This is a genomic window from Acinetobacter sp. YH12142 (genome assembly GCF_013418435.1).
GTDB lineage: Bacteria > Pseudomonadota > Gammaproteobacteria > Pseudomonadales > Moraxellaceae > Acinetobacter > Acinetobacter amyesii.
Genome location: NZ_VPCB01000022.1, coordinates 21,149 through 33,465, shown reverse-complemented (window position 1 = coordinate 33,465; position 12,317 = coordinate 21,149). Strand labels below are relative to the sequence as shown.

14 protein-coding genes are annotated in these 12,317 nt (G+C 37.7%); 10 read left to right on the top strand and 4 right to left on the bottom strand.

The window, feature by feature from the left end; translation table 11 throughout:
• Window positions 1-6: 6 nt before the first annotated feature.
• The 4 genes from FTU77_RS14315 (at window position 7) to FTU77_RS14300 (ending at window position 2,626) form a co-directional block, all read left to right on the top strand.
• Entirely contained in the window at window positions 7-819 is an 813-nt protein-coding gene (locus tag FTU77_RS14315) for a PoNi-like cognate immunity protein (protein WP_257222275.1), read from the top strand.
• Between the two features lie 181 nt (window positions 820-1,000).
• Window positions 1,001-1,360 carry a hypothetical protein gene (locus FTU77_RS14310; protein ID WP_180056084.1) on the top strand — a complete coding sequence of 120 codons (360 nt, stop codon included), beginning with the start codon at window positions 1,001-1,003 and terminating at the stop codon, window positions 1,358-1,360.
• A gap of 80 nt (window positions 1,361-1,440) precedes the next feature.
• Entirely contained in the window at window positions 1,441-2,007 is a 567-nt protein-coding gene (locus FTU77_RS14305; RefSeq protein ID WP_180056083.1) for a PoNe immunity protein domain-containing protein, read from the top strand.
• A 178-nt stretch (window positions 2,008-2,185) separates the two neighbouring features.
• Window positions 2,186-2,626, top strand: coding sequence for a hypothetical protein (locus tag FTU77_RS14300; protein ID WP_180056095.1), 441 nt, complete (start codon window positions 2,186-2,188; stop codon window positions 2,624-2,626).
• Between the two features lie 72 nt (window positions 2,627-2,698).
• On the opposite strand, the gene FTU77_RS14295 is transcribed toward FTU77_RS14300, so the two are convergent.
• Window positions 2,699-3,478 carry a ferredoxin--NADP reductase gene (locus tag FTU77_RS14295; protein ID WP_078189109.1) on the bottom strand — a complete coding sequence of 260 codons (780 nt, stop codon included), beginning with the start codon at window positions 3,476-3,478 and terminating at the stop codon, window positions 2,699-2,701.
• A 106-nt stretch (window positions 3,479-3,584) separates the two neighbouring features.
• Between FTU77_RS14295 and tsaA the strand changes: the two genes are divergently transcribed.
• A complete protein-coding gene (gene tsaA / locus FTU77_RS14290; protein WP_180056082.1) occupies window positions 3,585-4,295 on the top strand; it encodes a tRNA (N6-threonylcarbamoyladenosine(37)-N6)-methyltransferase TrmO in 711 nt (236 codons plus the stop codon).
• A gap of 39 nt (window positions 4,296-4,334) precedes the next feature.
• Here tsaA and FTU77_RS14285 read toward each other — a convergent pair whose 3' ends face one another.
• Entirely contained in the window at window positions 4,335-5,306 is a 972-nt protein-coding gene (locus tag FTU77_RS14285; RefSeq protein WP_180056081.1) for a hypothetical protein, read from the bottom strand.
• Window positions 5,307-5,492: 186 nt separating this feature from the next.
• On the opposite strand from FTU77_RS14285, the gene FTU77_RS14280 reads away from it, so the two are divergent.
• The 4 genes from FTU77_RS14280 (at window position 5,493) to FTU77_RS14265 (ending at window position 9,842) form a co-directional block, all read left to right on the top strand.
• A complete protein-coding gene (locus tag FTU77_RS14280; RefSeq protein ID WP_180056080.1) occupies window positions 5,493-7,250 on the top strand; it encodes a GspE/PulE family protein in 1,758 nt (585 codons plus the stop codon).
• A 105-nt stretch (window positions 7,251-7,355) separates the two neighbouring features.
• Complete coding sequence (locus FTU77_RS14275; protein WP_168379331.1) at window positions 7,356-7,718, top strand: NirD/YgiW/YdeI family stress tolerance protein; 363 nt, start codon at window positions 7,356-7,358, stop codon at window positions 7,716-7,718.
• A 131-nt stretch (window positions 7,719-7,849) separates the two neighbouring features.
• Window positions 7,850-8,518: a response regulator transcription factor gene (locus tag FTU77_RS14270; protein WP_180020831.1), complete on the top strand. Its 669-nt coding sequence runs from the start codon at window positions 7,850-7,852 to the stop codon at window positions 8,516-8,518.
• A gap of 4 nt (window positions 8,519-8,522) precedes the next feature.
• Window positions 8,523-9,842, top strand: a complete 1,320-nt coding sequence (locus FTU77_RS14265) for a HAMP domain-containing sensor histidine kinase (RefSeq protein WP_180056079.1) — start codon at window positions 8,523-8,525, stop codon at window positions 9,840-9,842.
• A gap of 196 nt (window positions 9,843-10,038) precedes the next feature.
• Here FTU77_RS14265 and hemP read toward each other — a convergent pair whose 3' ends face one another.
• Window positions 10,039-10,209, bottom strand: a complete 171-nt coding sequence (gene hemP / locus FTU77_RS14260; RefSeq protein ID WP_078189103.1) for a hemin uptake protein HemP — start codon at window positions 10,207-10,209, stop codon at window positions 10,039-10,041.
• Between the two features lie 147 nt (window positions 10,210-10,356).
• Between hemP and FTU77_RS14255 the strand changes: the two genes are divergently transcribed.
• Entirely contained in the window at window positions 10,357-11,256 is a 900-nt protein-coding gene (locus FTU77_RS14255) for an NUDIX domain-containing protein (protein WP_180056078.1), read from the top strand.
• A 505-nt stretch (window positions 11,257-11,761) separates the two neighbouring features.
• Here FTU77_RS14255 and FTU77_RS14250 read toward each other — a convergent pair.
• On the bottom strand, window positions 11,762-12,283 hold the full coding sequence (locus FTU77_RS14250) for a tetratricopeptide repeat protein (protein WP_257223645.1): 522 nt from the start codon (window positions 12,281-12,283) through the stop codon (window positions 11,762-11,764).
• Window positions 12,284-12,317 lie beyond the last annotated feature (34 nt).

Genomic DNA, 12,317 nt, shown 5'->3' with positions numbered 1-12,317 from the left:
ATTAATATGAATTTCGATAAATATAAAAGACAGATTTTTTTAACTGAAGATTATTATTTAAAGACTAAAGAATACAATGAAGAAGGAATACCCTTATATTTAGAAAGTGATGCATTTGAAGATGATCAATATAATTGTGGAGAAGCTTCAAGATGGCAATCTATTACATGGATCTATCATTCTTTATTATATCTTCATTATACTGCAGGAAAGCCAATAGAAGAAATATCTCCATTATTTGAAAAAGTAATAGAAGGTTATGAAAAACAAGCAGAAGCATTAGGAGTTTTTAAAGCAAGTAAAAAGCCAGTTGTTATTGGTGGTGAAGGTGGTTTTATTGCATTAAGTACAATTAGCTTAGCAGTATTGCTAAATAAAAATAATTTATTATCTACAATTAAACAATTAATCAATGGCGAGGATGGAGGAACTTTTAGTGAAGATGAAGTGATTAATAAGTTTTTAAAACTAACGGATTCTAATCATCCAGATACTGAAAGAGATGGGATATATAGTTATAATTTTTCAATATTATGCGATGTGATTGATAATGTAATAATTAAAAATAACAAAAATCATGCGATTGAACTGTTGGATGAATATTTGGCTGATTGGTATCAAATGCATAAAAATACACTTTGGTACAATAGTCATTTAAATTTAGATAATTATTCATATGTTGGTTACTGGGCTTTTGAAGCAGCAGCTCTTGTTTATTTACTAGATTTGGATGAAAGTTCTTTACATAAACATTTGTTTTATCCTAAAGATATAGTTGCATGGGCTCGTAAAAATAATACTCAATCTGAAGTAACCTAAGAGAATCTAACTGTAATAAAAGTCAAAGCTGGCGAAAAATCCCTAAAAACGGGCTATTGGACAACCCCTGCACAAGAGGATTCACGTGTTCATGTGTTAAGAGGTGAAATGTTACCAACATTTTCTGAAACAGATTGGGGTGAAGTGTACTGGTATTTTAATGGTGAGGAATAAATAAAACATGCCCTTCGGGGCATTATTTTTGGGAATCAGAATGGTTTTTGATAAAAAGAAAAGACAGTTTTATTTAACTGAGGATAATTTAATCACGTTTGCTGATCATTATAGAGAATATATTGATTATTGGTTTAATAATGTAGGGGGAAGTGGCGATAACCTTGAAGAAAAAAAGAAGTTAGCAATGAGCACTCATGCTGAGTACTCATATAATTTATTTTCGCTATTATTGACGTCAGGATATAAGATTTTAGATTTAAGATTAATTTTTGAAGATGTAATAATTGCTTATGAAAAATATACAATCGCATTTAGAGCTGCAGAAAAAATAATGATTGGGCGCCATTTTATTTTACCGCTATAGATGAGTACGAAAGATGTATGCAGTTGATAGGACTGTGTTATCTATTACACAGAAGAGACCTATTACCACGTATTGCAGCGATGCAAGACAAAATTTACCATGAGCAAACAGAACAATTAGATACGCTGTATGAGGACTTTTTATCATTTGAGTTGATGGATAGATATGATGTAGATCAATGGTTTTTTGATAATCCATATCGCCCATTAATTTTTAGTAATTATAGAGATACTAAAGAAGAGAGTATTCAGGATATACAGGAATATTTGAAATTATGGTATCCCGCATTTGAAAGTGCTCCATGGTATGACTTACATAAAATGGAAAATGGAGGTTATTTTGGCTATTGGGCTATAGAAGCTGCTGCTTACGTTTATTTGCTAGATTTAGATGATAGCGAAATAACACATATGATTTATCCAAAAGATTTGGTTAAATTTGCCCGAGAATTTGTACCTTGCGAGAAGGATATAAGTAATCCTAGTACAAAAACACTAAGATGCGAAGCAGGTCAAATTTGCCTTAAAACAGGTGAATGGTATAGTCCTGCGAATAACATGGAAAAACGTCATTTTAAACAGGGTGATGTTATGCCTGAGAGTAAAGATAACCCTTGGGGATTAACGATTTGGTATCTGACTGAATAAGTAGATGCCATTCGGGGCATTTTGGAATGGATGCGAATATATATTGGCAGTTTACTGGTGATAAATAGGATAGAGTTTCCTTTTGGTTCTTCGTTTCTAATGGATAATATTTTTAATTTTCTTTGATTATTATTTTTAATTAAATAAATTAAAACCCAATATTTTTTAAAGGATAATGATGAAAGTTTTAAAAAAGAATTTAATGCTTATTATGCTTTCAGCAATGAGTTTAATAGGGTGTAATACTCATTCAACAAAAACTTATGTGTTGACGACAACATCTTATGGTTATGATGCAAGTTATATTCCTTATATTGTTGAATTAAATGGAGAGGAGTTAGGTGGAGGGCTAGGTAGTGGAACGAAAAGATCAGCAGTGATAACAGGAGCTCAATATATTAAATGGGGAGAAGGTAATAGCTCTAAAAAGCATATTGCAACCAATGTCCCCACATTGACGAATGAAAATTTAAAAGATAAAAAATATTTAGCTGTACATATATATCCAGATGACAGTGTGGAAATTAATTTATCGAATGAATTACCTGATGCTACTGAGAAAGGTTTAGAGTGGAGAGCAAAAATTATTGATGAATTGAAGGTAAAAGAAGAAAAATAGCTGTATCAGTCATGAGTGGCATATAGATAAAAAAAAGCGCATGATGACATGCGCTTTTTAATTTACAGCTAATTATTTTTCAACGAATGCACGTTCAATCACGTAGTCGCCTAGAACGCCCATCTTAGGAGATTCTTTCAAACCGTGCTGGTCAAGTAGTGCAGCAACGTCGTCTAGGAATGCAGGTGAACCGCAAAGCATTGCGCGGTCAGTTTCAGGGTTGAAGCGTGGTAGACCGATTTTTTCGAAAAGTTGACCAGATTCAATGGCAGTAGTTACACGGCCTTGAGTATGGAATTCTTCACGAGTTACAGTAGGGTAGTAAACCAATTTTTCTTTCGCGCCTAATTCACCAAAGAATTCGTGGTTAGGAATTTCATCTAAGATTAAATCTTGATAAGCCAATTCCGAAATGAAACGAGTACCATGTACAACAATGATTTTTTCAAAACGTTCGTAAGTTTCAGGGTCACGAATCACAGAAAGGAACGGTGCAAGACCTGTACCAGAAGAAAGTAGGTATAAGTTTTTACCAGGGTTTAAGTCATCTAGAACTAAAGTGCCTGTAGGTTTTTTAGACACTAAAATTTCATCGCCAACTTTTACTTTTTGTAAAATAGACGTTAAAGGACCATCTGGAACTTTAATAGAGAAAAACTCTAATTCTTCTTCATAGTTTGCGCTTGCAATAGAATAAGCACGCATTAAAGGCTTACCATTTACTTCAAGGCCGATCATCACAAATTGACCGTTTTTAAAACGTAACGCTGTATCGCGAGTGGTTTTAAAAGAGAATAAAGTGTCATTCCAATGGTGGACGTGAGTAATCTTTTCGACGTTAAAAGCAGCCATTAAAGGTCTCAATAAAATTATCAAATTAGAACAGCTTACTATTCTAATCTAAAATCATTCTCGATAAACTGAATATATTTAATTGAACTTATCAGAAAAAGTGATTATGTCTGAGCTTAAAATGCCAATTATCGGGTATATGAAATCTCCCTACCGAGAAAAATTTGGTATTCCACGTCAGCCAAATTTGGTGCAAGTCGAATCTTATATTGAAATGGTAGAACCTTATAACGATTTATTGGCTTTTGAGGGGATTGATGATTTTAGTCATCTTTGGTTGATTTGGCAGTTTCATGAAAATAAAAATGCAGATTCGACAAAATTTCGTCCGCAAGTTCGTCCACCTCGTTTAGGTGGTAATCAAAAAATCGGGGTATTTGCGACACGAAGTATGTACCGGCCGTCACCTATGGGCTTGTCGGTTGTGCAGCTCAAAGGGGTGAAAAAAGTCGGAAAATCGGTACGAGTCTATGTGGTCGGTAGTGATTTGTTGGATGGAACACCAATTTTAGATATCAAACCGTATATTCAGTATTCAGATGCAGTGATGGGTGCACAAAGTGGTTATGCGCAGGATGAGCCAGAAAGAAAATCTGTGATTTGGTCAGAGCACGCTGAGCAACAAAAACAGGTATTTTTGAATAATGGCAATTTAACCGCGCAATTAAGGGCTGAACTTGAGCAGGTATTGAGTTTAGATCCACGTCCTGCCTATCAGCATGATGATGAACGTGTGTACGGCATGTTGTTTGGTGGATTGAATGTGAAATTTCAGGTCAGTAAACAACATGTTTTGATTGTTGAAATATCTCAATAAAAAAGGAGCTTTCAGCTCCTTTTTTATTAAATGTGTAAATTATTTATTTGCTGCAAAACTTTGTTTGATTGCGTTAAGAGCAACATCGTTATACATGCTGCAAGAGTTCTCAGCTAATTGTTTAAACTCTAAAAATTGAGTTTTTTGAGTAGGATTTGTTGAAGTATTTATCCAATTATCAATAATCTTAATTAAATCCTGCATATTGTATTCCACTCCTTTAGGAGATGGGTAAGCGTCATAGAAACGATTTTTATATTGAGCTACGCCATATTCACTCTCATCATCAGCTACGGTATAGGCTACAGTATCTTTCATGATGTATTTTTTCGCAGTAATATCTGTACTAAGATCAGCCCACCAGTCAGCTAAAAAACTTTGACTTTCACTATCTGAGGAATCTGTTAAATCTAAATACTGTTCACTATTTGATACTTTATTTAATTGTAAACAGCGAGAACCAGCGGGAAACTTAATATTTGAAATAGCTGTTAAGTATTTGAGAGCATCGTTAGAAATATAGTTGCTTGAATCAGTAATATTATTTTTTATGATCCAATAATTATAGGCATCAACTTGAGAGGCAATGATTTCACCTTCAAGATTGAAAGATTTCATTGTTGTTGTAATTTTTAGACCTGATGAATTAATAGAGGAATGAGGACTTAGCGTCCACACATTATTTGCAATGGATATATTGCCATTCAGATAGCCATACGAACTGTGTAGAGATCCTTCATCATACAAGCCATTCGCTGTGACCATAAATGAATCGCTACTTTCTGAAGTATATAGTTTACCATTATCGATAGTTGCAGTATCACTTTCGTATGACAGCACATCACTTTCACTGTCGAGTTCAAAAGTTGACCACTGTTGGAAAGCAGCATTTGGTATCGTTGGATTTTCGCTGGAGTCATTATTAGAGGTTGAGTTTCCACCGCCACCGCCGCAGGCAGTTAAGCTAAGAATAGTCATCGTATAAATTGCTAATATTTTTATTTTCATCATAAATCTTCTTATATCGTTGTTATAAAGCCCTGAGAGGCAAATTTATTATAGCTTAAATTTATGAATGTTTTCATTAATAAAAAAAATAGTATGCTTTCAGAAAACCTATGTGCAAAACTCAAATGACTCAAGCGTGCCTTTAGAATTTTTTGCTATAGTAGTTTTATGTTTGGGGAACATAGAACAATGACTTTTAATTTTGAAATTGACACTTCTTGGTGTTTAGACCAATTACAAAAAGATGGACGTATTACTGAACGCGACAAAATGCTGATTCAAACCACGCACCGTCAGCGTGAGCAGTTGAAATGGCATCCTTTACAATGGATTGCCAATTTTAATTTAGTCGATCAGAGTCATCCGCAGTCTACCTTAACACTTAATAGACTCTGTCAATGGTTGGCAGAAAAGTCAGGTGTACCGTTTTATATTATCGATCCTTTAAAAGCTGATGTGCCTGCACTGACAGCCATTATGTCGCAGGAATTTGCAGTACGAAATCGCATTTTAGCGGTGGAATTACAAAATGAGCATGTGTTGATTGCAACGGATCAACCTTATAAAAATGAATGGATTGCCAATTTAGAAAGAACGGTATTACCACGCAAGATTCAGCGTGTATTACTCAGTCCAGATCAACTACAGCGATATTTGGTTGAATATTACCAAGTGAGTCGTGCGGTCAGTAATTCGCAAAAATCATCGAGTTATGACCGTGAAAATAAAGGCGTTGAAGCGCTATTACAATTAGGTGATACACAAAATCCAGATGCCAATGATCAGCATATTGTGAAGCTTGTCGATTGGGTCTTACAGTTTGCCTTCGAACAAGGTGCAAGTGATATTCACCTCGAGCCGCGTAAAGATACAGGAAAGGTGCGTTTTCGTATCGATGGGGTATTATATACCATCTACAACATGCCCGCAAATACCCTGACAGCCGTGGTCTCGCGAATTAAGATCTTAGGTCGGATGAATGTGGCGGAAAAGCGTAAGCCGCAAGATGGACGTTTAAAAACCCGTACACCCAAAGGCCAAGAAACAGAGCTACGTTTATCGACGTTGCCAACAGCTTTTGGTGAAAAGTTGGTTATGCGTATTTTTGACCCTGAAGTCTTGGTACGTAGCTTCCAACAGCTCGGTTTTGAAGGGCGTCTGTTGGATGATTGGAAGGCCTTAACCAGTCATAGTCACGGTATTATTTTAGTGACTGGTCCGACAGGTTCAGGTAAGACCACCACGCTTTATTCATCACTCAAACAATTAGCAACTGAAGAAGTGAATGTCTGCACCATTGAAGACCCGATTGAGATGTTAGAGCCAAGCTTTAACCAAATGCAGGTGAATACAGGGATTGATCTGGGCTTTGCTGATGGTGTACGGGCTTTAATGCGTCAAGACCCTGACATTATCATGGTCGGGGAGATACGAGATCATGATACGGCAAATATGGCGATCCAAGCTGCATTAACAGGTCATTTGGTGCTTTCAACTTTACATACCAATGATGCACCATCGAGTTTGACGCGATTACATGACCTAGGTATTCAGCCTTTTTTAACCGCAGCGACCATATTAGGGGTTTTGGCACAACGTCTAGTTCGTCAACTCTGTCCACATTGTAAGCGTGAGACTTTTATCAATGAACAAGAGTGGAAACATCTGACCTTTGAATATGCGATTCAAATGCCTGATTTTGTCTACGAGGCGGTGGGCTGTGATGAATGCCGTCAAACGGGTTATAAAGGCCGTGTGGGGATTTATGAATTTATGCCGCTCAGTATTGAAACCAAACAATTGATTGGTGCCAATGCAGATTTAACCCAATTACGTACACAGGCACGTAAAGAGCATGTCGAGCCATTACGAATTGCCGGTGCGCGTAAAGTACTTGCAGGGGTAACCACTTTAGAAGAAGTCCTGCGTGTCGTGCCGCTCAACTAATGGTTCGATCAAAGTAAATAAAAACGTCTTTGCAGCTTAAGATTCGACTCATCTTGCTTTGTTTAAATAGCGCTATCGAAATAGACAAAGTAAGAGAGACCGAAGATGAAAACATTCACTCAATTGGTATGTGGTTTAGCATTTGCAGGTGTGGCATCGGTTGCAGTCGCGAATACAGCCGTTAATCAAACAGCAGTTGCACCGATGAAAACCACATCTGTGAAACATGCCTTAGGCTTAAAAGATGACAGTAAGGTTCAATTGAAAGGTTATGTTGTCAAATCGATGGGCGATGAAAAATATCAGTTCCGCGATAGCACAGGCAGCATTACAGTGGATATTGATGATGAACTTTGGCAAGGCAAAGCAATTTCAGCTAAAACACCGGTAACGCTCATTGGTGAAATCGACATTGATTACAAACCAACAAAACGCGTTGAAGTGGATGTCGATCAAGTAAAATTTTAATTTAGCCTGTCATTCAATACAGTGCTGCACTATAAAAAACCACGGCTTGCTGTGGTTTTTTTATGATTTGAGTAGATATGAGCAAAAGTTCGATACACTGAAGTCGGAACCATAGAAATAGGGTAGGTAAGATGCGAATTTTATTGGCAGAAGATGATGCATCCCAAGCAGACAGTATAAAAACATGGCTTGAAATGGATGGCTATAGTGTCGATTGGGTTGATCGCGGCGATCACGCTATTTTGGCTTTAGAACAACATCAATATGATTGCATACTTTTAGATCGTGGCTTACCAAAAGTAACTGGTGATGAAATTTTAAAACGTATCGTACAGTTGCATCCGTTTACACCAGTTTTATTCATTACTGCTCGGGACAGTATTGCAGATCGTGTTGAAGGTTTAGATCTGGGAGCCCATGATTATTTGGTGAAACCGTTTAGCTTAGAAGAGTTGTCAGCAAGGGTACGTGCCCAATTACGCTTGCATCATCAGCAGCGTGATAATTGTCTGACTTTTGGTGATTTAAGTTTAGATGTACATGCCAAAACGCTGCGTAAAAATGCGGAATTGATTACGTTGACTTCGCGTGAATATCAAATTTTGCATAAGATGATGTTGAATCCAGAGCATATTATGACGCGTAGCCAACTCGAAGAATCACTCTATGCTTGGGGCGATGAAGTTGAAAGTAATGCGATCGAAGTTTTTATTTACCAATTGCGTAAGAAGATTGGCAGTGATTACATTAAAACCTTAAGGGGTTTGGGTTATCGCATGAATCTTCCGCAACAAAGTTAAGTCTATGAGTGATAAAAAAAGCATTTCCTTACAGTCGCAACTGATTAAAACCTCACTGCTCAGTGCAATTTGGGCGGGAGCAATCTCTCTGTGTCTGATGTTGGGATTTGGTTTGTATCACATCATGAATGTACACGATGCCCTGATGGACGAAGTGGCAGATATGCTTACTGCTACTGATCTAACGCTGAAGCAAGACGAACAAATAGATGAACTGAGTGAAGAGTTTGATATGCAATATCAACTCATGCAAGGGTCGCAAGTCTTAACCACATCGGAACAACACACAGCATTTGAACATCAGCCCAATTTAAAACAGGGGCTAAATTATCAATGGAGAGACGGCGCGCTTTGGCGTAGCTATGCACTTCAGGACGATGGATTAACCGTACAAATCGTTCAACCGATGAAAACACGGCTGAGGGAAACGCTGCAAAGCGTACTAGGCTATGCAGGGATTCTGTTGATTGTCTGGTTGATCCAATGGCTATTACTGCATATTTTGATTAAACGTCAATTGAAAGTTTTACAGCTTTTTTCAAAACAAATCGCTGAAAAAAATGTAGATGACTTACAAGCCATTGTCTTACCTGAACCTGTATTACAAGAATTAGAGCCGATCCAAACACAGCTGAATTTTTTATTAAGTCGATTAGATCAAGCCTTAGAGGCGGAACAACGCTTTACATCCGATGCTTCACATGAATTACGCTCACCGCTGTCTGCGATTCAAATGCGACTTCAGGTATTAAAACGAAAATATCCCGACATTCAGCAGGATTTATTGAGCATACAGCACGATGTTAATCGAGGAACGCGCGTGTTGGAAAATCTACTGATTTTGGCACGGCTCGACCCGACGCAATCGGAGCAATTAGATAAAAAACAAGAAGACTTAGAACAGCTGAGTTTACAAGTCTTTGACGCTTTACAGCCTTTTATTGAAGAAAAACAGATCGAATTGAAGCTACAGACCCAGTCTGTACAGTTTGCTATGAACCCAGAGTTGATGTTTAGCTGTCTACGCAATTTAGTCGATAACGCTATTCGCTATAGTCCTACGCAAGGACAGGTAAAGATTGATTTAACGGTAACAGCACAGCAGGCGGTTTGGACGATTGAAAATCAAGGTGCGGGACTGACAGTCGCAGAATTGCAACGCATTGGCGAGCGATTTTACCGTGTATTGGGAACGAAGACGCAAGGTTCAGGTTTAGGTATTTCAATTGCCCAAAAAATTGTACAGTTACATCAAGGCCATTTAAATGTGGATGCATCTGAACTGGGTGGCTTAAAGGTACAACTCACTTTTCCAATCCGTTAAAAACACGATTTGCTCTAAGGAATTTAGCGAAAGAGTGTTGTGAGAGGAAGATGAGTGTTGCGATTTAAATTAAGTTTGAGTAGCTATAAAACTTAATTTAACTAAGTACAAAACTTAAAAAGCAGTAAGCGAATGGCTTACTGCTTGTGTCCACGATTATTTTTATTGCGCTGATAATTATTATTTTTATCAGAAATTATTTGGTCAAAATAAGGCGATTATTTCGTGTTAAACGTAGTCGATATTCTTCACCTGCATGCATAATGCGAATTTCACGTCCTAAAGCAAAAAGGTTGTTTGAATGTAGCATTGGCAGTGAGTGGTGTGCTTCATTGCTACGAGTAAAAAGGCTAAATGGTGCGTTCATTCCGTCGACTCCGTGGTGTATTTCTGAATGTTTTAAATGATAATCATTATCGAATAGGCCTATCAACGGTAATTTTAGGATTTTATAAAAAAGATAAATTTGCTTACACTTGGAAATCAATTGGAACAGAGTAGAGAGCAGGGAACTATGTCTAAACCGCAAATCGATGTCGCCATTGCGATTTTATTGCATCAAGACAAAGTACTGGTGGGTTGGCGTGAAGCAAAACAACATCAGGGCAATAAATATGAGTTTCCGGGTGGTAAAGTCGAGCAGGGGGAAAGTCCTGAGCAAGCTTGTCGTCGTGAAATTTTTGAAGAAGTTAGCATTGGTTTACACGACGGGCATGCTTTTGATTTTATTCAACATGAATATGATGATGTTATTGTGAAATTACATTTATTTCATGCCACCGTCCCGCATGCGTTGCTGAATGAAATCAAAAAGCCATGGGCCTGGTATTCACGTCAACAACTCATGAGCTTAAATTTTCCAAAGGCCAATCAAGCTATTTTGCAGCGCTTATATTGGCAGCAACAGATCAAAATCACCGCCGATCTACCAACACGTGAAACGCTTCAAGAGACGCTGTTGTATTATTGGCGAGTCGATGCCAGCGCAGAAAATGCAAAGGTATTAAATCAATTACCTACTGTGATTTTAAAACAACTGATAATTAATGAAGATCTATGGTCATTGCTCTCTACAGAGGTGCAAGCACATATTTCAGCATTACATCTTAAACAGCACCAATTGCTGCAAAAAAATAAAGGTGATTTACAGCTTGGGAAGCGCTATATCGCAGCTTGTCATGATCAAGTTTCTGCACTGCATGCGCAAAAAATTGGCTGTGATGCCATCTTTATGAGCCCAGTTCTGGCGACACAAAGTCATCCAGAGGCGCAAAGTATGGGATGGGCGCATTTTTCTGAGATTGCACGAAGCATTGAAATCCCTGTTTTTGCTTTAGGTGGGATGCGTCCTGAATTGTTGCCTATTTCACAGCAGCATCATGCTTATGGGGTGGCTGGTATTCGCAATTTTTAAATTAAAAACTGATGTTACGCAGTAACATCAGACGCACAGTTTGCTTCAGATAAAAGAATGATACACGGTAAGGTCATCCGCAAGTTTTTGAGACAAGACTCCTTCTAATCAAAAATGGTTTTGCGATACTTTGATTAATTTGACGCTAGTGAACGAGTTTTGTCGGTGAGGTGCATTGCACCGCAAGATGGTTTCATTGCGAAGCACGCTTCTCATTTTGCCTAATGAGAAACATTGTTTCATAAGTGTACCTCCTGCCGAAGGCTAATCCCTTTATTCAAACCCTAGATGTAAGACACCGTTGAATAGACTTAAAATTCATTTTTAATATGCGAAATTACTTTTAGGTGCGTAACATCAGTTAAAAATACGTGCTTTTAATTAAATTTGTATTTGAAAGTCGATATTTTAGACTTGAAATAACTTTTAGAAATAAACTTACTTTTAGTATGTATGGAATAAGAAAGCCTGATCTTAATTGAGATCAGGCTTTTTTACGAGGTGCTTAAAGGGCTTTAATGGCTTGTTGAGCTTTTTGAATGGTGCTGCTTTTCTTTTGCATTTGACCGGCTTTTAAAACAACATTCCAAAGCTGTTGTTTCATCGGCTTGGTTTGAGCATAGCTTAATCCACGCAGTGCCAACGATTCTGCATTCGCAGGTTGATTTTTTCGATTGGCGATCATTGCCAAATATAAAAAAGTTTCCGCAGATTGCGGTGCCAAACGCTGTGCTTGAGTTGCCGCACTTTCAGCTTCATTCCATTTTCCATTGGCATAAGCGGTTTGCGTACTTTTCATCAATTTTTTGAATGCAGGCAAGTCGCGGCCATCATCAAATTTTTGAATTTGGGTTCTCTGCTCAGGAATAACGATGCGTTGACGTTTAATTTCTGGATGGTCATATGGCGTAATAATGACCCCAGAAGAGTCATGGATATCTGCCTTTTTTTCAGGTGGAGCAGGCGGCTTTTGCTCAGGTTCGACTATGGTTTGGCAACCAGCCAAAATGATCGTCAAAACGCTCAGAATACTGAACGTTTTTAAAACTTTAATGTTTTGC

What these genes read in the sequence shown, in the direction of transcription:
- FTU77_RS14265 (WP_180056079.1), top strand. Translation starts at nt 8,523, where the DNA reads ATGAGTGATAAAAAAAGCATTTCCTTACAGTCGCAACTGATTAAAACC.
- FTU77_RS14315 (WP_257222275.1), top strand. Translation starts at nt 7, where the DNA reads ATGAATTTCGATAAATATAAAAGACAGATTTTTTTAACTGAAGATTAT.
- FTU77_RS14255 (WP_180056078.1), top strand. Translation starts at nt 10,357, where the DNA reads ATGTCTAAACCGCAAATCGATGTCGCCATTGCGATTTTATTGCATCAA.
- FTU77_RS14270 (WP_180020831.1), top strand. Translation starts at nt 7,850, where the DNA reads ATGCGAATTTTATTGGCAGAAGATGATGCATCCCAAGCAGACAGTATA.
- FTU77_RS14310 (WP_180056084.1), top strand. Translation starts at nt 1,001, where the DNA reads ATGCCCTTCGGGGCATTATTTTTGGGAATCAGAATGGTTTTTGATAAA.
- FTU77_RS14285 (WP_180056081.1), bottom strand. Translation starts at nt 5,306, where the DNA reads ATGATGAAAATAAAAATATTAGCAATTTATACGATGACTATTCTTAGC.
- FTU77_RS14295 (WP_078189109.1), bottom strand. Translation starts at nt 3,478, where the DNA reads ATGGCTGCTTTTAACGTCGAAAAGATTACTCACGTCCACCATTGGAAT.
- hemP (WP_078189103.1), bottom strand. Translation starts at nt 10,209, where the DNA reads ATGAACGCACCATTTAGCCTTTTTACTCGTAGCAATGAAGCACACCAC.
- FTU77_RS14280 (WP_180056080.1), top strand. Translation starts at nt 5,493, where the DNA reads ATGACTTTTAATTTTGAAATTGACACTTCTTGGTGTTTAGACCAATTA.
- FTU77_RS14305 (WP_180056083.1), top strand. Translation starts at nt 1,441, where the DNA reads ATGCAAGACAAAATTTACCATGAGCAAACAGAACAATTAGATACGCTG.
- tsaA (WP_180056082.1), top strand. Translation starts at nt 3,585, where the DNA reads ATGTCTGAGCTTAAAATGCCAATTATCGGGTATATGAAATCTCCCTAC.
- FTU77_RS14300 (WP_180056095.1), top strand. Translation starts at nt 2,186, where the DNA reads ATGAAAGTTTTAAAAAAGAATTTAATGCTTATTATGCTTTCAGCAATG.
- FTU77_RS14275 (WP_168379331.1), top strand. Translation starts at nt 7,356, where the DNA reads ATGAAAACATTCACTCAATTGGTATGTGGTTTAGCATTTGCAGGTGTG.